Source organism: Pseudofrankia asymbiotica (assembly GCF_001983105.1).
Taxonomy (GTDB): Bacteria; Actinomycetota; Actinomycetes; order Frankiales; family Frankiaceae; genus Pseudofrankia; species Pseudofrankia asymbiotica.
Genome location: NZ_MOMC01000007.1, coordinates 22,873 through 46,229 on the forward strand (window position 1 = coordinate 22,873; position 23,357 = coordinate 46,229).

General features: G+C 73.6%; 16 protein-coding genes. 12 read left to right on the forward strand and 4 right to left on the reverse strand.

Features of this window, described 5'->3' with window-relative positions; translation table 11 throughout:
- The first annotated feature begins 19 nt into the window (after positions 1-19).
- The 6 genes from BL253_RS02575 to BL253_RS02600 all read left to right on the forward strand — a co-directional run bounded on the left by BL253_RS02575 (position 20) and on the right by BL253_RS02600 (position 7,789).
- Positions 20-760, forward strand: a complete 741-nt coding sequence (locus BL253_RS02575) for a response regulator transcription factor (RefSeq protein ID WP_076813264.1) — start codon at positions 20-22, stop codon at positions 758-760.
- Positions 757-2,646: a sensor histidine kinase gene (locus BL253_RS02580; protein WP_076813266.1), complete on the forward strand. Its 1,890-nt coding sequence runs from the start codon at positions 757-759 to the stop codon at positions 2,644-2,646. Before BL253_RS02575 ends, BL253_RS02580 begins: the two co-directional genes overlap by 4 nt.
- Before the next feature lie 10 nt (positions 2,647-2,656).
- Complete coding sequence (locus BL253_RS02585; RefSeq protein ID WP_076813268.1) at positions 2,657-4,978, forward strand: 4-alpha-glucanotransferase; 2,322 nt, start codon at positions 2,657-2,659, stop codon at positions 4,976-4,978.
- Between the two features lie 150 nt (positions 4,979-5,128).
- Complete coding sequence (ctaJ, locus tag BL253_RS02590; protein ID WP_241834453.1) at positions 5,129-5,509, forward strand: aa3-type cytochrome oxidase subunit CtaJ; 381 nt, start codon at positions 5,129-5,131, stop codon at positions 5,507-5,509.
- Positions 5,496-5,894 carry a DUF5130 family protein gene (locus BL253_RS02595; protein ID WP_076813272.1) on the forward strand — a complete coding sequence of 133 codons (399 nt, stop codon included), beginning with the start codon at positions 5,496-5,498 and terminating at the stop codon, positions 5,892-5,894. The genes ctaJ and BL253_RS02595 overlap by 14 nt, the downstream gene beginning before the upstream one ends.
- Before the next feature lie 311 nt (positions 5,895-6,205).
- Positions 6,206-7,789 (forward strand): MFS transporter, encoded by a 1,584-nt coding sequence (locus tag BL253_RS02600; protein ID WP_274535167.1) that lies wholly within the window; start codon positions 6,206-6,208, stop codon positions 7,787-7,789.
- 137 nt (positions 7,790-7,926) lie between these two features.
- Here the strand turns inward: BL253_RS02600 and pepN are convergent, their stop codons facing one another.
- A complete protein-coding gene (gene pepN, locus BL253_RS02605; protein WP_076813275.1) occupies positions 7,927-10,485 on the reverse strand; it encodes an aminopeptidase N in 2,559 nt (852 codons plus the stop codon).
- Between the two features lie 360 nt (positions 10,486-10,845).
- Here pepN and BL253_RS02610 point away from each other — a divergent pair, with 360 nt between their 5' ends.
- The 4 genes from BL253_RS02610 (at position 10,846) to BL253_RS02630 (ending at position 15,805) form a co-directional block, all read left to right on the forward strand.
- Positions 10,846-12,402 carry an AI-2E family transporter gene (locus BL253_RS02610; protein WP_420801614.1) on the forward strand — a complete coding sequence of 519 codons (1,557 nt, stop codon included), beginning with the start codon at positions 10,846-10,848 and terminating at the stop codon, positions 12,400-12,402.
- 64 nt (positions 12,403-12,466) lie between these two features.
- Entirely contained in the window at positions 12,467-13,246 is a 780-nt protein-coding gene (locus BL253_RS02615) for a mycothiol-dependent nitroreductase Rv2466c family protein (protein WP_076813276.1), read from the forward strand.
- A gap of 93 nt (positions 13,247-13,339) precedes the next feature.
- Positions 13,340-13,834 carry a ribose-5-phosphate isomerase gene (locus tag BL253_RS02620; RefSeq protein ID WP_076813277.1) on the forward strand — a complete coding sequence of 165 codons (495 nt, stop codon included), beginning with the start codon at positions 13,340-13,342 and terminating at the stop codon, positions 13,832-13,834.
- Positions 13,835-14,902: 1,068 nt separating this feature from the next.
- On the forward strand, positions 14,903-15,805 hold the full coding sequence (locus BL253_RS02630; protein ID WP_241834454.1) for a dolichyl-phosphate beta-glucosyltransferase: 903 nt from the start codon (positions 14,903-14,905) through the stop codon (positions 15,803-15,805).
- Positions 15,806-15,968: 163 nt separating this feature from the next.
- On the opposite strand, the gene BL253_RS02635 is transcribed toward BL253_RS02630, so the two are convergent.
- Complete coding sequence (locus tag BL253_RS02635; protein ID WP_081437923.1) at positions 15,969-17,567, reverse strand: glycosyltransferase family 4 protein; 1,599 nt, start codon at positions 17,565-17,567, stop codon at positions 15,969-15,971.
- A 370-nt stretch (positions 17,568-17,937) separates the two neighbouring features.
- On the opposite strand from BL253_RS02635, the gene BL253_RS02640 reads away from it, so the two are divergent.
- Together BL253_RS02640 and BL253_RS02645 are read left to right on the forward strand one after the other, a co-directional pair.
- Positions 17,938-19,605, forward strand: a complete 1,668-nt coding sequence (locus BL253_RS02640; protein ID WP_241834455.1) for a lipopolysaccharide biosynthesis protein — start codon at positions 17,938-17,940, stop codon at positions 19,603-19,605.
- 294 nt (positions 19,606-19,899) lie between these two features.
- The gene (locus BL253_RS02645; RefSeq protein WP_076813280.1) at positions 19,900-21,141 is read left to right on the forward strand and encodes a glycosyltransferase; all 1,242 of its coding nucleotides are present in this window, start codon (positions 19,900-19,902) and stop codon (positions 21,139-21,141) included.
- Positions 21,142-21,205: 64 nt separating this feature from the next.
- On the opposite strand, the gene BL253_RS02650 is transcribed toward BL253_RS02645, so the two are convergent.
- Positions 21,206-21,991: an ABC transporter permease subunit gene (locus BL253_RS02650; protein ID WP_076813282.1), complete on the reverse strand. Its 786-nt coding sequence runs from the start codon at positions 21,989-21,991 to the stop codon at positions 21,206-21,208.
- Positions 21,992-23,350 (reverse strand): ABC transporter ATP-binding protein, encoded by a 1,359-nt coding sequence (locus BL253_RS02655; RefSeq protein ID WP_076813284.1) that lies wholly within the window; start codon positions 23,348-23,350, stop codon positions 21,992-21,994. It lies immediately after the preceding gene.
- Between the last annotated feature and the right edge of the window lie 7 nt (positions 23,351-23,357).

The window sequence follows — 23,357 nt, forward strand, 5'->3', positions numbered from 1 at the left end:
GCCGGAGCAGACTGGGCACGTGCGGGTACTGGTTGTAGATGATGACGCGGCGGTCCGGCAGTCCCTGGAGCGGTCGCTCCGGTTCGAGGGATACGAGGTCGCCACGGCGGCCGACGGGGTCGCGGCGCTCGAGCTGATCGCCAGGGAGCGGCCGGACATCGCCGTCCTCGACGTGATGATGCCKCGGATGGACGGGCTGGAGGCCTGCCGGCAGCTGCGCGCCCGTGGCGACGACCTGCCCGTGCTCATGCTCACCGCCCGTGACGGGCTCGCCGACCGGGTCAGCGGCCTCGACGTCGGCGCGGACGACTACCTCGTCAAGCCGTTCGCCCTGGAGGAGCTGTTCGCCCGGCTGCGGGCGCTCGCGCGCCGCTCGGCGCTCGCGGCCCGTACCGGCACCAGGGGCGGCTCCTCCTCGGCGGCGGGTACCGGAGTACTCGGCTACGGCGGCGTGGCGCTCGACCCGAGCAGCCGGCAGGTCACTCGCGGCAGCCGGGAACTGACGCTCACCAAGACCGAGTTCGAGCTGCTGGAGCTCTTCCTCACCCACCCGCGCCAGGTGCTGTCCCGTTCCATGATCATGGAGCGGGTGTGGGGGTACGACTTCGGCCCGTCGTCGAACTCGCTGGAGGTGTTCGTGAGCTACCTGCGGCGCAAGCTCGAGGCGTCCGGTGAGCCACGGCTGCTGCACACCGTCCGCGGCGTCGGCTACGTGCTGCGCGAGCAGTCGGCGGCGCCGCCTCGTGAGCCCTCACCGTGACCAACCCGTTCGACCTTCTCGCCGACAGGCGTGACCACCGTCCGATGGAGGCCTCCGCGGGTGGGGGCCAGGGTGCCGCCCAGGCCCGGCCCGATGCTGGTTCTCCCCGTCAGCGGCGCCGACGGTCATGGTTCTCACGGCTCGCGCTGCGCAACCGGATGGCGCTGCTGGTTGGCGCCGCGGTACTGGCCGGAATCGCGGTCRTCGCCGGGGTCGCGCTTGGCGCGACCAACGTCGTCCTGCGCAACTCGATCGACGACCAACTGCGCCAGCAGGTCGCCATCGCGGGTGCCAACACCGATCTTCGGTACAGGGCGGGGCCTGACCCCGGCAGCCTTACTGACGACCGCATCCAGGTCAATTCGCTCCCGCTCGGCCTTCGTCTGCAGATCTTCTGGCCAGACGGCACGATCCTCACCCCGTTCAACCCCTACGACTACGTCCGGCTGCCGGTGGACGGCGTCGACACGTCGATCGCTCAGACGCAGAGCGATCAGACCCGGTTGCGGACGGTGAAGGTCGACGGCAAGGAGTACCGGGTCGCCACCGTGGCGCTGCGGATGACGGCAAAGGACTTCGACGTCTATAACCCACTACCCAGCGACCTCCAGCTGCCGCCGCTCGATTTCGGCCTTCAGCTCGCCCGCCCGATGTCGGACGTCACCAGCACGCTAGGAGAGCTCGGTCTGGTGATGCTGGTCGTGGGCATCGTCGGCGTGGGCGGTTCGACGGTCGCCGGCCTGCTCGTGGCACGTGCGGCCCTGCGGCCAGTCGACGCCACGGCCGCCGCGGCCGAGCATGTGGCACGGACCCAGGACCTGTCCGCGCTCATCCCGGTGACCGGCACCGACGAGATCGCCCGGCTCGCCGGCAGCCTGAACAGCATGCTGCGCGCCCTCGAGGCCTCCAAGGCGCGGCAGCGCCAGCTCGTCGATGACGCCAGCCACGAGCTGCGCACCCCGCTGACCAGCCTGCGCACCAACATCGAGCTGCTCATCCGCTCCGAGGCGAACCCGCACCGGGCGCTGCCCGCGGCCGACCGGGCGGACCTGCTGCGCGACGTCGACGGCCAGACGCGTGAGCTGACCGGCCTGGTGAGCGAGCTCGTGGAGCTCGCTCGCGACGAGGCGCCGGTGGAGGAGGTCGAGCGGCTCGATCTCGCCGAGGTGGTGGCCGCGGCCGTGGTGAGGGCGCGGCGGCGCGCGGCCCCGAGGGGCATCGTGATCGAGGTGACGACGGCCGCGTCCTGGGTGGACGGGCGGCCGAACATGCTGGAGCGGGCGGTCACCAACCTGCTCGACAACGCGGTGAAGTTCTCCCCGGYGGACTCGACCGTGCACGTCCAGACGGCCGCCGGCGAGGTGGCCGTCAGCGACGAGGGGCCCGGCATCGCGGTAGAGGACCGCCCGCACGTCTTCGAGCGCTTCTACCGGTCGACCGACGCCCGCAGCCTCCCCGGGTCCGGGCTCGGCCTGGCGATCGTCGCCGACGCGGTGCGCACCCACGGCGGCACGGTCACGGCGGGAGAGGCCCCGGCCGGCGGCGCGCGCATGCACATGCGGCTGCCCCTCGCCTCGCCGCCGGAAACGCCGCCAGCGCCCCTCTGGGACGGTCCCCGGGTCCCGCCAAGGGAGCCCTGGGCGCCGCCGGATCCCCCACGCGGCCCGATTCCGGGCCCACAGGCACCCGAGGCGCCAGACCCCCCCAGCCCGGTGGCGTCGCGGACGCCCGACGCGCCCGACGCGCCCGACGCGCCCGACGCGCCGGGCCCTCGCGACCCTGGGGGCCCTGGGAACGAAGCCGTCCGCCGTGCCTATCTCGGTTTCACCACCGTCGAGCGCCCGGACACGAACAGACCCGGCGAGGCCGCGAACACCGAGCCTTAGGCTGCTCCTCATGGATCTCGCCGACCCCGCGCTGGCCGCGCTCGCCGAGGCCTACGGCGTCGCGACCGGTTACCTGGACGCCAACGACCGGCCGGTCGCCGTCTCGGCCACCGCGGTGCGGCGCGTGCTGGAACTCATGGGCGTCGACACCGCCGACCCGGTCGCGGCGCTCGCCCAGGCCCGGACCGCCCCGTGGCGCCGGCTGTCGCCGGCCAGCGTGGTCGTGAAGGCATCCGCGCCACGTCCCGTCGTCCTGCGTCTGCCGGCGCGCCTCGTGGCCTCCGCGCCGGGCGGGCCGGCGGCCGGCGGCGGCTCTGGCGTCGGCGCCGACTGCGAGCTCGAGCTGGGCGACGGTGGCGGCCGGGTCGCGGTGCCGCTCGGAGCGGCGGGGGAGCGCCAGGAGGTCGACGGCGAGCAGCTGGCCGCGGTGCCGGCTCTGCTGCCGCCAGGGCTGCCGCTGGGCGATCACATCCTGCGGGTGCGCGCGGGCGGGCGCGAGAGCGCGACCCAGGTCGTCGCCGTGCCGGACCGGGTGCCCGAGCCCACCGACGGCCAGCGGGGCGACAGGATGTGGGGCTGGATGGCGCAGCTCTACGCGCTGCGCTCGGCCGGCTCGTGGGGGATTGGCGACTACGCCGACCTCGCCCAGCTCGCCGCCTGGTCGGGCTCGCCGGCCGGCGGCCGGGCGGACGTGCTGCTCGTCAACCCGCTGCACGCGGCCGCGCCCGCCCTGCCCGTCCAGCCGTCGCCCTACTACCCGACAAGCCGGCGCTTCCTCTCGCCGCTGTACCTGCGCCCGGAACACACCCCCGAGTACGCCGCGGCCGGCGAGGCGACCCGCGCCGCCGTCGACGCCCAGGCCGTCGCCGCGCGCAAGTCCCAGCGGGGCGGCGGCGCCGCGTCCCGCTCCCTGGGGCGGGCACGGGCGACCGGCGTGGTCGAGGCTGGCCCGGCGGTGGCCGGCGACGACGAGTTCGGCCAGTTGATCGACCGGGACGCCGTGTGGGAGGCCAAGCAGGCGGCGCTGGAGCTGCTGTTCGCCGTCTCGACGCCGCCCGCCGGCGCCGACGACGAGGCCGACGACGAGCTGTCCGGGTTCGCGACCTGGTGCGCGCTCGCCGAGCGGCACGGCCCCGACTGGCGGCGATGGCCGGCCGGCCTGCGCGACCGGGACCCCGCGGCCGTCGCCGAGGCCCGGCGCGAGCTCGCGGACCGGGTCGCGTTCCACCGCTGGCTGCAGGAGCGCTGCGAGGAGCAGGTGGCCGCGGCCCAGGCCGCCGCGCTCGCGGCCGGGATGCGGGTCGGCGTCGTCCATGACCTGGCCGTCGGCGTGGACCGCGCGGGCGCCGACACCTGGGCCGGCCGGGACGCCTACGCGGCGGGCGCGAGCATCGGTGCTCCGCCGGACACCTTCAACCAGCAGGGCCAGGACTGGGGGCTGCCACCGTGGCGGCCCGACCGGCTCGCCGCGTCCGGCTACGCGCCGCTGCGCGGGATGGTCGCCGCTGTCCTCGCCCGTGGCGGCGGGCTGCGCGTCGACCACATCCTGGGGCTCTTCCGGCTGTGGTGGATCCCGGAGGGCGCGGGCGCCGCGAACGGCACGTTCGTCCGCTACGACGCCGAGGCCATGCTCGGTGTGATCGCGCTGGAGGCCGCGCGAGCCGGGGCGGTGATCGTCGGCGAGGACCTGGGCACCGTCGAGCCGACGGTCGCGACCACGCTGGCCGGCGCCGGCGTGCTCGGCTCGTCGGTGCTGTGGTTCGAGAACGACGCCGACGGCGTCCCGCTCCCGCCGGGCGCCTGGCGGGAGCGCACGATGGCGAGCGTCACGACGCACGACCTGCCGACCGCCGCCGGCTTCCTGCTCGGCGAGCATGTCCGCGCCCGCGCCGAGCGCGGTCTGCTTGGTCGCCCGGTGGCGGACGAGACGGCCGACTGGCGCGTCGCCCGCGACCGCCTGCTGGCCCACCTGCGCGCCCACGGCCTGCTCACCGACGACGGGACCGCCGCCCCGGGTACGGCGCCGGCGGGAACCGCGGACGGCGACGAGCTGGACCCGGCGCTGGTCCGGGACGCCGCGCTCGGGATGCACCGCCTCCTGGTCGCCACGCCGGCGCGCATCATTCTCGCCGCTCCTGGTGACGCCGTCGGCGACCGCCACCAGCCCAACCTGCCCGGCACGGTCGACAGCTACCCGAACTGGCGCCTGCCGGTCCGTGACGACCGCGGCGTCGCGGTCACCATCGAGGACCTGATGACCGACCCCCGGGTCGCCCGTCTCGTGGACATCCTGTCCGAGGTGTCCACCGCCGGCCCGCCGCCCGCCACCTGATCCTTCCGTGCTCGACGGTCTACATCTGATGGACGGAATCCGCTGGATGCCTCCGCCCGCGCGAGGCTTCGCCAACTGTCGCGTGAGCTTCGGCCACCAGCGGACCATGCGGTTCTCGGACCGGGTCGGTTGCCGGTAGTCTTCGGAACCGTGACTCGCCGTCCTGTGCGCCGCGGGGCGCGTCGTGCGCTGACGCTGGCCGCGCTGACCACCCTGACCTTGCCGCTCTTCTCCGCGGCGGCTCTCGCGGACGGAGGGCGGATCGGCACGCACTACGACCCGGATCCGCTCTCTCCGCTGGAGTCCTGGCTGATCTACGGCGGCATCATCGCCGCCGGCTTCCTGGTCGCCCTGATCCTCACCGCGCTGTCCGGCGGCAAGAGCTCGGATCGTTACCGTCCTGGGCAGCCGTGGGAGCACCGGGAGGTCTGGCTCGGCGGCGAGGGAGCGGCCGCGGGCGCCGAGCCCACGGCGCAGGAGACCGCGGGAACGGCGGCGCCGGGCTCCGGCGGAGCCAGTGGCAGCTGGTGAGGCGTTCCGCCAGGACCAGATCGACCGGTTGAACAGCGCTCGGCTGCTTGCCGAGCGTCAGACCGGTATCGGTTTTCACGTCCGGGTCGGCGCGGTCGCCGGTGATCCGAAGGCCGCCGCCGACCGCCTGCTCGGCGAGATCGTCGACGGCAGCCCCGTCGCCGCCGTCCTGGTTCTCGTCTCCCCGGGACAGCGGTTCGTCCGGATCGTCACGACCGCGGCCGCCCGCCGCCGGATTCCCGACGTGGCCGCGTCGCTGGCCGCGCTGTCGATGACGTCGAGTTTCGCCGTCGGCGACCTGGTCGGCGGCATTGCCTCCGGGCTTCGCCAGCTCGCCGATATGGCCGGGCCGCCGTCCGTGTCCGTTCCGGCCAGCGCGCCGTAGCCGGGCGCGCGAATCGCGACAGGCACGTCGGCACCCCGTCCTGACGTGCGCTGGCCGGAATGGCCCGACGGCCTTCGGCCCGATCCTCCGGCCCGCCGAACTGCGCGGGCCCGCTCGTTCACGGGTGACTCGTCCCCGGCGTGGCGCCCGGGTCCGGGCCGTGATTGCTCCGGGCCTGACGGTTGCCCGATTTCCAGCGCCCGATCGGCGGCTCCATGGCCGCCGATATGCCCGGGACCCTTGCGGCTCTGCTGGGTTCGATATATGAACTCAAAGGTCGTCCGAGACGCGGGCGGTGGCAAGGGAGGTTTGTGACGGTGGACGACGCGTTGCGCACGGCGCCCCCAGCGGCCGAGGGGGGACGCGCGGCGGTCCCCGCGGCGCGGACGGCGGCCGGCGCCGCGCCGCCCGCGTCAGCCGAGGCCGAGACGGCCGGGTCTCGGCCGGCCGGGATCGAGACGGCCGCTGTGGCGGGTCAAAAGACCGGGGCGGCCCCCGTCGGGCCAGCCGCCGCCGGGGCGGCTCGGCGGGCGCGGGTCGTGCTGGGGGTGGTGTGCGCGGCGGTGTTCATGTCCAACCTGGACCTGTTCATCGTCAACGTCGCCTTCCCGGACATTCACCGGGATCTCGGCGGCGGCCTGTCGACGCTGTCCTGGGTGCTCAACGGCTACGCGATCGCGTTCGCGGCGCTCCTCGTGCCCGCCGGGCGGCTGGCCGACCGGCACGGGCACCGGGGCGGGTTCCTGCTCGGCACCGCGCTGTTCACCGCGGCGAGCGCCCTGTGCGCGGCGAGCCCGGGAATCGTGACGCTGGTCATCGGCCGGGTCGCGCAGGCGGCGGGCGCGGCGCTGCTGCTGCCGACGAGCCTCGCGCTGCTGCTCGCCGCCACCCCGCCGGGCCGCCGGGCCGCCGCGGTGCGCGGCTGGGCGGCGGTCGGTGGGCTGGCCGCCGCGCTCGGCCCGGTGGTCGGTGGCCTGCTCGTCGAGGCGGACTGGCGGTGGGTGTTCCTGGTGAACCTGCCGGTCGGCGTCGCGACCCTCGTGGTCGGTGCCCGGGTGCTGCCGCGGCGGCGGGAGGAGAACCCCGGGCCGCTTCCGGACGTCGTCGGCGTGCTCGCGCTGACCGCCGGCATCGGCCTGCTGGCGCTCGGCCTGGTGGAGTCGTCCAACTGGGGCTGGGGGTCGGCGGCGGTCGTCGGTAGCCTGGCGGGCGCCGTCGTGCTGCTGGCCGGGTTCGTCGCGCGGTCCGCGCGCCACCCGGCGCCGGTGGTGGAGCTCTCCGTGCTGCGCTCGCCGGGGTTCTCGCCGGCGGTGGCGGCGTTGTTCCTGTTCAGCGTCGCGTTCGCGGCGATGCTGCTGTCGCTGGTGACCTACATGGACAGTGCCTGGGGCTGGTCGGCGCTGAAGATCGGCCTCGCGGTGACCCCGGGGCCGGCGATGGTGCCGCCGGTGGCGCTCCTGCTGGCGGGCCGGCTGGTCGCCCGGTTCGGCCTCGGGCGGGTCGCGGGCGCCGGTGCCCTGATCTACGCCGTGGGGGCGGGCTGGTGGGCGCTGCGGGTCGGCCTGCACACGCACTACGCCGCCGGCATCCTGCCTGGGATGCTGCTGACCGGTATCGGCGTGGGGCTGGTGCTGCCGACGCTGACGGCCGGGGCGACCACCGTCCTGCCACCCGCCCGGTTCGCCACCGGCAGCGCGGTCATGAACATGTCCCGCCAGGTCGCGAGCGTCCTCGGCGTGGCCGTCCTCATCGCCGTCGTCGGCGCTCCGGCGCGTCAGCACCTGGTGAGCGCCTTCCACGAGGGCTGGTGGTTCGTCGCCGCCACCAGCCTCGCCGCCTCGGTGACCGCCTTCGTGGGCCTGCGGTCCCGCCGCCCGGCTCCGGCCTCTGCCTGAGACGGGCCGGAGCCAGAGCCGGCCCCGCCCCGTCTGGTCGATCGGTCACCGGCGTCCGGCCAGCCGCGGCGTGGGCCGCGGCTGGCCGGCCTGGCCGGGTACCGGGTGACGCTGGGGTACCGGACGACGCTGGGCGGTCAGTCCCCGGACGAGGCCGCGGCGAGGTCCTCGGCGCGGGCGGCCAGGGCCCGGACCAGTCCGTCACGGCCCTCGGCGAGGGCGCGGCGCAGCGGGGGCGTCGGGTCCTCGTTCGCGAGGTAGGCATCCACCTTGTCGATCGTCGCCTGTTCGATGACCCCGTCAGGGAAGAGCAGCTGAGTGATCGTCTGCGCGGTGTCGAAGCTGCGTGTCTTCCAGATCTCGGCGATCTCGGCGAAGTAGCGGTCCACGTAGGGCCTCGTCAGCTCCCGCTGGCTGGAGATCCAGAAGCCGCCCAACGTCGCCGCCAGAAGGTGGTTGGACAGCTTGTCGGACTCCATGACCGCCGCCCAGGCCGTGGCCTTCGCCTCCGCGGTCGGCCGGGCGCTGCGCGCCGTGGCCGCCCGCTTCTCGCCCGCCGCCGTGGCGTCGCGGGCCAGCTCGGCGTCGATCTCGGCGTCGCCGTAGACGCCGCGGGCGACCAGCTGGGTCAGCAGCGTCCAGCGCAGCTCGGTGTCCAGGGCGAGGCCCTCGATCACGTCGCGGCCCTCGAAGATCGCCCGTATCCTCTCGACCTGCTCGGGGTCCTCGGCCTGAGCGAACGTCGTCGTGAACACGAGCTGCAGGTCGCTGCCGGCGGGCGCGGCCCGCATCAGCTCCTCGGCCCGCGCGCACAGCGCCCGCAGCGCCGCCGACCGGTTCGCCGGGTCGCCGTAGCTGTCGAGCGTGAGCGCGGCCCGCGCGAGCAGCGTCTGCACGACGCCGATGTCGTCCTCGGCGTCGGCACCGGACAGCACCAGCCGGACGTAGTCGCGGGCGGCGAGCTCCGCGTCGCGGGTCATGTCCCACGCCGCCGCCCAGCACAGCGTGCGCGGCAGCGACRCCCGCACCTTGCCGATGTCGCTGACCAGCGTCCGCAGGGAGTGGTCGTCGAGACGGATCTTGGCGAACGTCAGGTCGTCGTCGTTGAGCAKCAGCAGCTCGGGGCGCCGCGCGCCGACCAGCTTCGCCACCTCGGTGAGCTCGCCGACGACGTCCAGCTCGACCCGCTCGCGCCGGACCAGGTCACCCTTCTCGTCCCGGTCATAGAGGCCGATCGCGACGCGGTGCGGCCGCAGCGTCTTCGAGGCGGTCGGCGGCGAGGACGCCGGCTCCTGGACGACGTCGAACGAGGTGAACAGGCCCGACGAGTCGGTCTCGAACCGCGGGCGCAGCGTGTTGACACCGGTGGTTTCCAGCCAGTCGCGTGACCAGGCGGTCAGCTTGCGGCCGCTGGACTTCTCCAGCTCGTCGAGCAGGTCGCGMAGCTCGGTGTTGCCGAACTCGTAGGCGCGGAAGTAGCTGCGCAGGCCGGCGAGGAACTCCTCCTGGCCGACCCAGGCGACCAGCTGCTTGAGGACGGAGGCGCCCTTGGCGTAGGTGATGCCGTCGAAGTTCGTGCGCACCGCGTCCATGTCGACGGCGTCCGCGACGATCGGGTGGGTGGACGACAGCTGGTCCTGGCGGTAGGCCCAGGCCTTCTCCGCGTTCGCGAACGTCGTCCAGCCGTTGGTGAACCGGGTCGAGTCGACCTGCGCGAGCACCGACATGTAGGTCGCGAACGACTCGTTCAACCACAGGTCGTCCCACCAGCGCATGGTGACCAGGTCGCCGAACCACATGTGCGCCATCTCGTGCAGGATCGTCTCGGCGCGCCGCTCCCGGCGGGCCTCGGTCACCTTGGCGCGGAAGACGTAGTCCTCCAGGAAGGTCACACAGCCGGCGTTCTCCATCGCGCCGGCGTTGAACTCCGGCACGAACAGCTGGTCGTACTTGCCGAACGGGTACCGGTAGTCGAACACCCGGTGGTAGAAGTCGAAGCCCTGCCTGGTGATCTCGAACAGCTCCGCCGGGTCGAGGAACTCCGCGAGTGAGCGCCGGCAGTACAGCCCGAGGTCGATGCCGTCATGCTGGTCGCGGACCTCGTGGTACGGGCCGGCGACGAGCGCGGTGATGTAGGTCGACATCACCACGGTCGGCAGGAACCGGGTCACGCGCACGCCGATCGCCGCCTCGGCGACCGCCGCGACCGGGCTGTTGGAGATGATCTTCCAGTCGGCCGGGGCGGTGACGCTGAGAGTGAAGGCGGCCTTCAGGTCGGGCTGGTCGAAGCAGGCGTACATCCGGTGCGCGTCGTACGTCTCGAACTGGGTGTAGAGGTACACCGCCTCGTCCACCGGGTCGACGAACCGGTGCAGGCCCTCACCCGTGCGCGAGTAGGCGCAGTCGGCGACGACGGTGAGCCGGTTCGACTCGGCGAGGTTCGTCAGGATGATCCGGTCGCCGTCGAACACCTCGGCGGGGTCGAGCGCGACGCCGTTGAGCGCGACCTCCCGCAACGCCGGCGCCGCCAGCTCGATGAAGGTCGACGCGCCTGGCTCGGCCGCGGTGAACGTGACGGTGGTCGTCGAGGCGAAGTTCTCGTGACCGGTCGTCAGGTCGAGCTCGACGTCGTAGGAGGAGACATTCAGCAGTCGGGCGCGCGCGCTCGCCTCGTCACGGGTGAGGTTGTTCGGCACTCGGATCCTCTCTATGTCTCCGGTGATCCTCGGGAGACGCGAAGAAGGGCAGTTTCGCGCCGCCTTTGGCCAGGTGTCTGGGTTCTTGCCTCGGCKGGCCCCCGAAGGCACGACGGAAGAACGATTCCCGCCAGTCTTCCACGCTGCGTGGGCGACCGGGCCGTGCCCGCGCGCACGGCGTCGCCCGCGGCGGTGCGCTCCGGGTCGTGCTGTCAGCGGTCCATCAACGATGTGGGACGATTCCGGCGTAGTCTCGGGGCCGCGTCTGGCCGGCCGGTTCCCACGGTCTGGCCACGCGCCGGCCGCCGGCCCTGAAGCGCCGGCTATCCGGCACACCGCCCGACCGGAGGAGAGCGCCAGGTGGAACGGGCCGCGGGTGGTGGGCAGTCCGACCCGACGCCGCCGCCAGGCGGCGACGACACGCCGGACGCGGAGGTTCGCGGCACGGCCGAGGTCGCTGACACCGCCGGCATCGCTGACACCGTCGACAGCGGCGGCACCGGCGCCGGGAGCGGTGCCGGAGACGACGGCGACGGCGCTGGGAACGTTGACGAGACTCGCGGCGTCGACGCCGCGGACGACGCCGACGTCGACGTCGACGTCGCTGACGCTGACCGCGCTGATCCGGATGACGCCCCGGACGATGATGGTCCGGGCGCGGGAGCGCCTCGGCGTGGGGGCCTCCGCGTGAACCTGCAGGAGCGGGTGCTGGCCCGCCGAGCCGCCAGAGCCGCGGCCGTCCGCCGAGCCGCCGAGGTGGCCGAGGCCGAGGCGGCGGCCCGCCGGGCCGAGGCCGCCGCGCGCCGTGCCGCCGCGGCCGAGGAGGCCGCCCGGCTCTCGACGCGGGAGCGGGCCGAGCGGGCGGTGCCGCTGGCGTTACGGGTCAGCGCCGGGTGGTCGTGGCGGCTGCTCGTCGTCGGCGCCGCGGTCTACGTCGTGGTGGTCGCGCTCGGGCGGATCCGTACCGTGGTCATCCCGGTTGTCGCCGGCCTGCTGATCAGCGCGCTGATCGTCCCGATCGCGCACCGGCTGCAGCAGTGGGGCGTGCCGCGGCTCACCTCGGCGTGGATCGCGCTGCTGACGTTCTTCGTCCTGATCGGAGGCGCGGCGGTCGCCGTCGGCTTCAACGCGGCCAACGAGCTGCCGAAGGTCATCGACCAGGTCAGCGCGGGTATCGACCAGGTCCGGGACTACCTGATCAGCGGTCCGCTGCACCTGTCGCAGAAACAGATCGACGACCTGGTCGACAGCATCCAGCACTCGCTCAGCGAGAACCGGGGCAGGGTCCTGTCCGGGGTGATCACCACTGCCTCGGTGCTGTTCGAGGTCCTCACCACCATTCTGGTCACCTTGTTCGCCACGTTCTTCTTCGTCTACGACGGCGCCGGGATCTGGGACTGGATCGTGTCCCGGTTCCCCGCGGCCGCCGAGGAGCGGGTCCGCGGCGCCGGGCGGGAGGCATGGGCCACCCTCACCGGCTACATCCGCGGCACCGTGTTCGTCGCCGTCGTCGACTCCATCGGCATCTCGATCGGCCTGGTCGCGGTGGGTACACCACTGGTCGCGCCGCTGGCACTGGTCACGTTCTTCGGCGGATTCATCCCGATCGTCGGCGCGACGGCCGCTGGCGTCGCGGCCATCCTCGTCACGCTGGTGGCCAAGGGACTGGTGCCGGCGATCATCRTGGCTGGCGTGGTGCTGTTCGTCCAGCAGGTCGAGGGCCATCTGCTGCAGCCACTGGTGATGCGCCGCGCGGTGCGGCTGCACCCGCTCGCGATCGTGATCGCGCTGTCGGCCGGCGCCGTGCTCGCGGGGATCCCCGGGGCGGTCGTCGCCGTGCCGACTGTGGCAGTGATCAACCGGGTGGCGAGATATCTCGCCTCAAGCGGGAAGCCACCGCCCGCGGCGGATGGTTGACGCCGGAAGGGGAAGTCGACGGGCAACGGCCCCGCCGGCGAACCGTCCGGACAGGAGACAGCGCGTGACTGCAGGAACAGGCGTCGAAACTGTGTCATCGACGGCCGGGAGCGGGCCGGCGGTAGTGGCCGACTTCTGGTTCGACCCGAGCTGTCCGTGGGCGTTCCTGACGTCCCGGTGGATGCTCGAGGTCCAGAAGGTGCGGCCCGTCGAGATCCGCTGGCACGTCATGAGCCTGGCGGTGCTCAACGGCGGGCGTGACGACATTCCCGAGCCCTACAAGTCGATGATCCCGCAGATGTGGGGTCCCGTCCGGGTCGCCGTGGCGGCCGCCGCCGCGCACGGCGACGAGGTGCTCGGCCCGCTCTACACCGCGCTCTCGCGACGCCGCCACATCGACAAGGTGGAGTGGAGCCGCGACGTCTTCGAGGCCGCGCTGGCCGAGGTCGGCCTGCCGGCGTCGCTCGCCGACGCGGCCGAGTCCACGGACTACGACGAGCGGGTGCGCGCGAGCCACGACGAGGGCATCGGCCGCGTCGGCATGGACGTCGGCACCCCGGTGCTCGCCGTGGGCGACGTGGCGCTGTTCGGCCCGGTCATGACCCCGACGCCGACCGGCGAGGCGGCCGGCCGGCTGTGGGACGGCTTCCTGCTCGTGGCCCGGACGCCGGGCTTCTACGAGCTCAAGCGGAGCCGCGACGTCGGCCCGACCTTCGACAATCTGACCTTTGACACGCCGGCGGCGAGCGCGGACCCGACCTTCGGCGGGCTGGTGCGGCCGAACCCGGCGACCACGTCCGAGCCGGTCGAGCGGCCGAAGAAGCTCGCCGCTCAGGAGTCCTGACCGGACCCGAGTCCCACGGGGGCGGGGGCGCGGCGGCGACGTCGACCGCGCCCCCGCCACTCCGTGCCGCGCGAGAGGGCATGATGGCTCATCGTGCGCGTCCATCTCGGTTCTGACCATGCCGGCTACCACCTGAAGGCCGCCCTCACCGAGCGGCTGGCGGAGCTCGGCCACACCCCGGTAGACCACGGCCCAAGCGACTACGACCCCGACGACGACTACCCCCCGTTCGTGATGGCCGCCGCCGCGGCCGTCGCCGCCGAGCCGGGCAGCCTCGGGATCGTCATCGGCGGATCGGGCAACGGCGAGGCCATCGCCGCCAACAAGGTCGCGGGGGCACGCGCGGCGCTCGMCTGGTCCGAGGAGACCGCCCGTCTCGGTCGCCAGCACAACGACGCGAACGTGCTCAGCCTGGGCGCGCGGATGCACGAGGTCGCCGAGGCGATCGCCTTCGCCGAGGTGTTCCTGTCGACCCCGTTCTCCGACGAGGCCCGGCACACCCGCCGCCTGCGGATGCTGACCGCCTACGAGCGCACCGGCGAGCTCCCGCCCGTCCCTTCGGGTGCCCCCGCCCCGCCCGCGGTCTGACCGCGCCGGGCGGCCCAGCTCGGCGACGGCCGCCCGCTGAGCCGGGCGGGACTCGCCCGGTCGGCCGATGCCCGATCCCGGTCCGGCGCGGGCCGGTCGGCGCCGGACCGCGCCTGGAACCGTTCGGCGATGGCCCTCTCGGCGCGGGCGACGTCGTCCGCGTCCGGGCGGGCGACGTCACGAGCCCGCATCGCCGCGCTCAGGCTGAGCTTGCTGCGTCCGGCGCCGACGAGTCCGCGCAGCGCGCCGTCATTGTCGTCGCCGGGCCGTCGTCCCCGCCCGCCTGTCGGCCGCGCCCGACTCTCCCGCGGCGGCGCGGTGGGCTCGTCGGCACTGGGGGAGGGCGGCGGCGCTGGCCAGCGCCGCGACACCCGAGGCCGTGCGGGAGGGGCCTCGGGCGGCGGCTCCCCGCCGTGTCGGCCCTCGTGCTCTCCTTCGCGTGAGCCCTCGTGCGCGGCCTCGGGTGCCCCGTCGCGCCGGCCGTCCCGCTTTCGGTCACGCCCAAGGCCAGCCATGTCTCCTCCGTCCCCAGTCCGGCGGCTCCCATAAGCCGCCCGCCCGCCCGCCCGCCGCCGCCCGCCGCCCGCGCGACAGGCGACGGGCAGCCGACGACGGGAGAGCTCATTCTCCGGCGTGCCCGCCGGAGATGCGGCTGGTTTGCCCGTGGAGCCGGCCTACCGAAAGCCATAGATGGCCCAACCGGAGCACTCCGGGCGAGCGATGGAGGCCGCTGACGGCTGACCGCGGTGACCGGCGGTGCGTGGGCGGGAGGCCGGGGGTGCGTGCGGATGGCGCGATGGGCCGCCGTGTCATGGGGGTGTGCACTTTCTGGGGTTTTTCAGGTAGTAGCGGTTTGTGTTGGATGTACCGCTCCTTAACGTCAATGCCGACATCAACGGATGAGCAACGACATGCCATCGGTCGACTTGCCTGCCAGGTTTGCGACGGATGGGTGGGTAGGGTTCCAGACGTCGGGCTCGTCCCTGGCCGATGTTTTTCGGCACATCAGCCCGAAGATGTTATTCGCGCGACGGCCGGCAGGCGCCTGTCGCACGGAGTCGGCGCAGCGTGGGGTGGGACTTGGACCGGGTGCCCGTGAGCGTGGTCATTCCGGCGTTCAACGAGGCTCGCCGGCTCCCCTGGTCGCTCCCTGTGCTCGCGGACGTCCTACGCCGCTTTCCGGGTTCCGAGCTGATCGTCGTGGATGACGGCAGCACTGACGACACCTCCCGGATAGCCGGTGAACTGCTGCGCGACGTGCCGAACAGCCGGGTGATCAGACTCCCCTGGAACAGCGGGAAGGGCGCCGCGATCCGGGTCGGCGTGGCCGCCGCCGTGGGCGAGGCGATCGTGTTCATGGACGCCGACCTGGCCTCCGACATCTCCGACCTTCCGCTGCTGCTGGCGGCGCTGGAGCATGCCGAGGTCGCGCTCGGCTCGCGCCGGCTCGGCCGGACCGCGGACCGCGCCGCCGCGCGCCGCCTGGGCAGCTGGGCGTTCAACCAGCTCACCCGCTCGCTGGTGTCTCTTGACCTTGCCGACACCCAGTGCGGCTTCAAGGCGTTCCGCCACGCCGAAGCAAAGGTTCTCTTCGGCCTGTCGCAGGCGAACGGGTTCGGCTTCGACGTCGAGGTGCTCAGCCTCGCGCGATCGCTCGGCTACCGGATCGCCGAGATCCCGGTTCGCTGGTCGGAGGAGCCAGGCGGGACGTTCCGGGTCGTGCGGCACACCCCGGCGATGCTGGCCGAGCTCGCGCGGGCACGGCGCCATGCCCGCCGGAGCCTGCCAGGACGGCCGGTGGCACCCAGCGCGTGGCCGAACCGGGGCCGCGACGCCGCCGGGCCGCCGAAGCCGGCCACGGACCCGTCGCCGGCGGGCTCGCCCATCGCGCGGGCCGGGAGCCCGTTGCCAGCCGTGCCGACGCAGGTGCCGGCGCTGTCCCAGGAAGCCGGTCCCCTCCGCGGCGTGTGACGCGACCGGCGTGACGGCGAGACGCCGGCGGCGCCGGCGGCGGCGGGCCGGTCCCGGTCCGCCCACCCCAAGCCCGTCGCCGGTCTGGGCGCGTGCCGCCGCCAGCGGCGCCCGCCGGGTATCCCCTGGCTATGACGCGGACTCCTGGCCGTGCGCGAGCCGGTCAGCGGTCGGCGGCGATGCTGGGGGAGACGGTGCCCTCCCAGCTGGCGCCCACGGGCTGCGTGTAGGAGTCGGAGGACCAGGCCCGGCCGGTGGCGAGGAGCAGGTCGGTGCCGGTGGCGGGACGCAGGAGCGCGGTGTGAACGGGGACGCCGGCCCGGGTGAGCGCCGCGCGAGCCTGGGCCGGCGACGCGCCGTAGAGGAGCGCCACCGCGCCGTCGGCTGGTGTCCCGGCCGGCGGCTCGCTTCCTTCCGCGAAGCTTGCCCGGTAGACGAGGTCCGTGCGGCGCAGCCGTGGTGTCGGCTCGTCGCGCCCCAGTGGGAACCGGACGAGAGTGACGGCGTCGTCGGGCCGGCGGCGGTCGCGCCGGTCGCGGCGGTCGGCGCGGGCCAGCTCGGCGTCAAGGACCGTAGCGAGCAGTGCGGCGGTCGCCTCCCAGCGGAACCCGGCGGCCCACCGGCGCGCGCCGGCGCGCAGCGCGGCCGCGCGGGCCGGGTCGCGCAGCTCGGTGAGCGCCAGATCGACGGTCTCGGCGAGCCGCGCGGGTGTGTCCAGCAGCCAGCCGGTCTCGCCGTCGCGGACCGCGTCCCGCAGTCCCGGCACCCGGAAGGCGACGGCCGGGACCCCCAGCGCGTTCGCCTCCAGCACGGACAGCCCCCAGCCCTCGCCGTGCGACGGGTTGACCGTCAGCCAGGCACGGGCCAGCAGCGTGTCGCGGGTCGCCGCGTCGGTGTGGCCATGCCAGCGGAGAACCGCGCCGCTGTCCGGGCCGCCCTGGTCCAGGCCGAGCTCGCCAGCGCGCGCGGTCAGCCGTTCCCGGTCAGGGCCGTCGCCGATGAGGTGCACCACCAGGCCGGGATGGCGCGCGGCCAGTGCGGGAATCGCCTCGAGCAGCAGGTGCAGCCGCTTGTGCGGGACCAGTCGGCCGACGCAGACGACCGTCGGGCTCGCCGCCTGGCCGGTGTCGGCGGGGACGGTCGCCGGGGTCACCCCGTTGGGGACGAGGAAGCGCGGTCCGGGCAGGCCCAGCACGGTACGTGCCTCGTCCCGCGTCGACGGGGACACAGCCACGACCGGGCGGCGCCGGTAGACCCAGCGGCTGCCGGGCGCCTCGAGCAGCTGGCCCACCCGGGCGACCGGGCCGGGGAAGAACAGCGGGAACTGCTTCTGGTGCACGTGGTGGAGCACCTGCACGACCGGGGTGGCCGCGGGCAGCACCAGCGGGCTGAAGAACGGGATCCCGTTCTGGCAGTCGACCACCGCGTCGACGCCGCGCGGTGACCTGGCGAGCCGGGCCAGCCGGCGAAGCACCGACGGGTACACGCCGAACGCGCCGCCGCCGCGGTGGACCATGACGCCGTCCGCGTCGGCCAGGACCGGCAGCCCCGGCGGCTGGGCCGTCAGCAGCGTGACCTTCACCCCGGCGGCCGCGAACAGCGCGGCGACCGACTGGCAGAACAGCTCGGCGCCGCCCGCCTGGGGATGCTCCAGATCCCGCCAGTTCAGGAAGACCACGTGCCGGCCGGCCAGCCGGCCGACCGCGCGAGCCGCGGCGTCGGCGGGCGGCTGCTCGCCGGGCGCGTAGGCAGAGGTGCCCACAGGTCGTCCGTCCTTCCTCGTCGGCGGCCCATGGCCGGCCCGCGGTCACGCGGCCCGCGCCGGACACCCCAGACATCCACGACTTTAAGGGGCCAAGCGGCGCGATCCCGCGCAACCCCGTCCGGATGAGGCCTCAGCGCGATCCAGCCACCGATGGTGACAGCACATCAGCCCCGGATCCCCGGCGGGGAGCAGGGTTCCTGCCGGATCGCGAAGTGATCTGGAGGTCGGGCTCAGCGCCCGACTCGGGGCGAGCGCGTGCGGCGCCTCGCCCCGCCAGCGGCGCCCCAAGGCCGAGTCATACGATTGCGCGGGTCTTGGGCCGACATGGCCGGCCGGAGACTGTTACCCGGCGTAGTGGGAGAGGGCGATGGCGCTGGCGGTTCGGCGGGATCTCGTCGCCGAGCTGCTGCGTGGCCCGGCGACCCTCGCCATCGCCGGCGTCGTGACCAACGGCTTCAACCTGATCATGAACCTGGTGCTCGCCCGGGCGCTTGATACGACCGGTTACGGCGCCTTCGGCGTTCAGACCAACATTTTCATGATCCTGTCGGTTGTCGGTACGGCGGTGCTGACGGCGACCGTGCACCGCGAGTCGGCCCAGATCGGCGACACCCGCCGTGAGCGGCGTACCTGGATCCGCCAACTACGCAACGTCACCTGGGCTGCGATCCTGGTCGCCTCGCTCCTGTCACTCGCGTTGTGCAAGCCGATCGCGGTCGTGCTGTCCTACCCGCACCCGTTCGCGATCGCCGAGGCGGCCGTCGCCGCCGCGATCTGGGTGGCGCTCTGCGTCGAGCGCGGCCTCCTGCAGGCCAGAGGCAACTACCCGGCGCTGGCGCGCAACCTGGTCTTCGAGTCGGCCTTCCGGATCACCTGCGTCGTCGCCCTCGTCTCGGCGGGTCTCGGCGTGAACGGCGCCGGTCTCGCCCTCGCTCTCGGCTGCCTCGCCGGCGGCGAGCACGCCCGCCACGCGGTCGCGCGCACGCCGTCGCTGATCCGCTCCCTGGGCACCCGGCTGAGTGAGCGGACCGAGGGCGTCACGCCCACGGCGACGGGGCCGATCCCGATCGTGCCGGTGGCGGCGTCGCCCCGGCGTACCAGGGACAGCCTGGTCGCCGAGTCGTCGGTCGCGCTGGCCACGCTGGTGCCGCTCGCGCTGCTGCAGAACATGGACGTCGTCATCGTCGGCTGGCGCAACCCGAGCGGCATCGGCGGCTACGCGGCGATCTCCACCGCCTGCAAGGTGCCGGTGTTCATCGGCCTGGCGGTGGCCAACTTCCTGCTGCCAGAGGCCGCCCGCCGGCGCAGGGAGGGCCTGCCGGCCGGGCGGGCGCTCGCGATGGCGCTGGTGTTCGTGGTGACCCCGGGGCTGTTCCTCGCCGCCGTCGGCGCGGTCGCCGGCCGCCAGATGCTCTCCCTGGTGTTCGGTCCCGACCTCGCGGTGGCGGCGCCGGCGCTGTGGGTGCTGGCGATCGCGATGACGTGCCTCGCGGCCACCCTGATGTTCGCCACCTACCTGCTCGGCGCCGGCTACCGGAAGATCGTCTGGGCGCTTGCCTGCTGCACCCCGCTGACCGCGGTCGTGCTCACGCTCGCGGGCGGCGTGGTGATGCGGACGGCCCTGGCGGGCCTCGCCTGCCAGGCGGTCACGGCCGCCGTCGCCGGCGCGCTCGTGTACCGGCTGCACAGTCACCACCTCACCCCCGCCGCGACCGCCGCGACCGCCGCGACCGCCGCGACCGCCGCGACCGCCGCGGCCCGCCATGTCGGTACCAACGAGGTGGGAAGGGGAGCGGAGGCCGCTTTCCCGGAGCCCGTCTCCGTGGAAGTCGCTCCCGCGGACGCCGCCTCGACGGACGCCGCCTCGACGGACGCCGCCCCGACGGAAGGCGGCTCTCGCCCCGCCCCGGTATCGGGCACGGCGGACGTACCGGGTCTGACCGGGGCGAACAAGCCATTTGATGCGCCAGCGGCACAGACCCGGCATGATCTGACGGGGCACGAGCGGCCCTCGCCGAGTGTGACGGCGAACTGACTCGCCGAGACCGCGGCCGTGTCGGGCCGGCTCGGGGCACAGCTCCACTGCGCCCGATCACGGGGCGGTAGTAGCTGAGGGCGGTCACGATACGTCACGATCGCGGGGGTCGGACGTGTGGATGTCACGCAAAGTTAACAGACATAAAAAGTGCGCGTCCACGGACGAATGGCTACAGTACTGACACGCTTGACACACTATGTAGTAGATGTCTGTCTGTTCAGCGGCCGGAAGCTGGCGCCCGACGGCCCAACATGCCCTGTTGTTCATCTGTTGACACGGCGGGGGTTTTTGGTGGGCAAGGTTTCTCTTAGCGTTGTTATTCCGGCCTTCAACGAGGCCCACCGGCTTCCGTCGTCCCTTCCCGTCCTTTCGGATGCCCTGCGTGCTCTTTCGCTCGACGACGCCGAGGTGATCGTCGTTGACGACGGCAGCGTCGACGACACCGCCGAGATAGCCGTGGAACTGCTGCGCGGCCTGGAGAAAAGCCGGGTCATCAGCCTGCCGAGCAACAATGGGAAGGGTGCCGCGGTGCGGGCCGGAGTCGCCGCCGCCACGGGCGAGGCGATCGTCTTCATGGATGCCGACCTGGCCTCCGACGTCTCCGACCTGCCGGCGCTGCTGGCGGCGCTCGAGGACGCCGAGGTGGCGCTCGGGTCGCGTCGGCTGGGCCGCGACGTCGATCGCGTCGTCACTCGTCGCGTGGGCAGCTGGGCGTTCCACGAGATCTCCCGGCTGCTGGTCCCGCTCGGCCTCGCCGACACCCAGTGCGGCTTCAAGGCCTTCCGGCATGCCGAGGCGAAGATCCTCTTTGACCGGTCCGAGGCCACCGGCTTCGGTTTTGACGTCGAGGTGCTCGCCATCGCCCGATCGCTGGACTACCGGATCGCCGAGGTTCCGGTGCGTTGGATCGAGAAGCCCGACGGGACGTTCCGCGCCGGCCGGCACACTCCGGCGATGCTCGTCGACCTGCTCCGGGCTCGCCGGCACATGACCCGGGCAGGCCAGCGGGCGCGCGTCGCCGGGCTCGCCGGGCCGTCGCGTGGCGGACGCTACGGCCAGGCGGGCGGCGGCCATAGCAGCACGGGCCTCGTTGGCCTTGGCAAGGCCGGCCGGCAAGCGGTTACCCCGTCAGCGGCCTCGGCGGAGCTTGGACGCCCTGACCGAGTCGACCGAGTCCCGATCAGATCGGGGTCACCGGTGCCACCGGTCGCACCGATGGTATTGGCGGCGCTCGCGCCGCTGACGCCACCGATGTGGCTGCGGGCCGGGGGGAGGTCCGTACTGCCCCGCTCGCCCGCCCCGCACGCGGACTCAGCCAGGCCGAGACGCCTTGACCGGGTGCCGGTGAGGCCGGCCTCGGCGGTCTCACCGGCCTCGGCCGTTCCGCCGGCCGCACCGGTTTCGGCGGTCTCCCCGGCCTCGCAGGCGTGGCTGCGGGCCGGAGCGAGGTCCGCGCTGCCGCGCTCGCCAAGGATGCGGCCAACCAGTTCGACCAGCCCGGCCAGTTCGACCAGCCCGGCCAGGCCTCGATGATGCCGGGCCGGTCGGTAGCCCGCGGCGCGTGTTGTGCGATACCACGCGCCGCCGGGCCGCGCGGTCAGGACGTCATGTCGCGATAGCGGAAGAGGAGTGCCGTGATGAGTGCGGCCACGAGGCTGTAGAGCAGAATGCGCAGGCCGGCGTCGGCGTAGGTGGTCGGGTAGCCGTGGCCGCCGTTGGCGATGTCCTGCAGCAGCTGGCCGGGTAGCCAGTGGCCGGCGGCCCCCCAGATGCCTGTGACGATGATCTCCACCGGCAGCACGTACGCGAGTCCGACCGAGATCGCCGCCGCCGGAGACCTGAACACGATGGCGACCAGCGCGCCGAGCACTCCGTATCCCCAGGCGTTGAGCAGGTTGTTGGCGATCCCCTTGCCGAGCTCGCGCATCCCCGCCACCGACGTCCAGGCGTCCGTCGGCACGCCCTTGATCGGGGCGAGGACGAACGACAACGCGACGTTGACGGCCGCCGCCGCGAGCACGACCAGCGCGATGAACGACGCGAGCGCCAGGCATTTGCCCGCGAGCAGCTGTAGCCGGTGCGGTTGGGCCATGAGCTGGTTGCGCAGGGTGCCCCGRCTGTAGTCGCCCGCGAGCGCCGCGGCGACCACGCACAGCCCGACGACACCGAGCAGGATGCTGATCGCGCTCAGCCCGTCGACGATGCCGGTGGGCCTGGCCAGGGAGTTGGTGTGCAGGTAGTCGCCGTAGAACTCGCGCCCACCGGTGGCCATGAAGGTCAGCACAGCGCCGAGAGCGGCGACGGCCGCCGTCGCGCTGAACGTGCCGACGACGAACCGACGACGCCGCAGCGGGAGCCATTCTGCGAGGAATGCCCGGGCCATCTATAGACCTCCCCGATGCCGGCCCGACCCGCTCTGGGGGGTCGGGGACGAGCGCGTACGGCCGACATCGGCCCTCTGGTCGGGCTCGGCCGGGTATACCTCCGTCTCGGCAGTCGATGTCGCGGCCCAGCTGCCCCTGACCGTCTGAAGGCCGGGCGGTGGGTCGCCGGACAGGACGTCGCCGTCAGCGCCGTCAGCGCCGCTGGTGGCGCGCAGGAAGGTCTCCTCCAGGCTCGGTCGGTGGGCGCGCAGGCCGCGCAGCGCGATGCCGGCCCGCATCGCGGCCCGGTTCAGGTCGGCCGCCACCCGCTCCGGCGCGTGCGCGACGACGACGACGCGTCGGTCGCACGAATGCGCCGCGACCGTCGGCGGACCATCGAGGCGGATCTCCGCCCGCACGCCGTCGTCGGCGAGCACGGTGAGCAGCCGGCGCGCGTCGGCGCAACGCTCGGGGGTGAGCAGGATCCGCGAGTCCCCGGCGGCCAGCAACTCGCTGGTGCGGCCCTGGAAGAGCAGCCGCCCGCCGCGGATCATCACCACGTGGTCGCAGATCTGCTCGACCTCGGAAAGCAGGTGGCTGGAGACGAACACGGTCATCCCGCCGTCGGCGAGCTCACGCAGCAGCGCGCGGATCTCCCGGATACCCGCCGGGTCCAGCCCGTTCGTCGGCTCGTCGAGGATCAGCAGCTCCGGCTTCGACAGCAGCGCGGCGGCGATGCCGAGGCGCTGCTTCATGCCGAGTGAGTAGCTGGCGAACGGGTCGCCGGCCCGGCCTGTGAGCCGGACCATCCGCAGCACCTCGTAGATCCTGCATTTGTCGACGCCGCGCAGCACCGCCAGCTGCCGCAGGTTCTCCCGGCCGGACAGCCCCGGGTGGAAGGTCGGTCCCTCGATCATCGCGCCGACGTGGCTGAGGTAGCGCTCCGGGTGGCTTACCGGCTCTCCCAGGACGTAGCCGACGCCTTCCGTCGGGCGGACCAGTCCGAGCAGCATCCGCAGCGTCGTCGACTTGCCCGCGCCGTTGGGCCCGACGAACCCGGACAGGGCGCCCACCGGAACGTCGAGGTCGAGGTGGTCCACGGAGCGGCGGTCGTCGTGCAGCTTGGTCAGCCCGCGGGTCCAGATCGCCGCGTCCGGGCGCCGGTCGAGGCCGGCGTGCGGGTCGCGGTGCGGGTCGCGGTGCGGCAGGTGCGGATGGGGGAGATGCGGGTGGGGCAGGTGGGCATGCCCGTGCAGCGGATGCGGCAGCCGCAGGTTGGGCAGGTTCGGGAACACCGACGTGCTCGGTTCCCTGATCTCGGTGGGGCGGGTCTCGTCGCGTCCGCGCCGGCCCGCCCGTCCCCGCTCGCCCGACGTCATCCGGTGG

Excerpts from the sequence above, each read along its gene's own strand:
- BL253_RS02585 (WP_076813268.1), top strand. The coding sequence starts at position 2,657 with ATGGATCTCGCCGACCCCGCGCTGGCCGCGCTCGCCGAGGCCTACGGC.
- BL253_RS02640 (WP_241834455.1), top strand. The coding sequence starts at position 17,938 with ATGGCGCTGGCGGTTCGGCGGGATCTCGTCGCCGAGCTGCTGCGTGGC.
- BL253_RS02655 (WP_076813284.1), bottom strand. The coding sequence starts at position 23,350 with ATGACGTCGGGCGAGCGGGGACGGGCGGGCCGGCGCGGACGCGACGAG.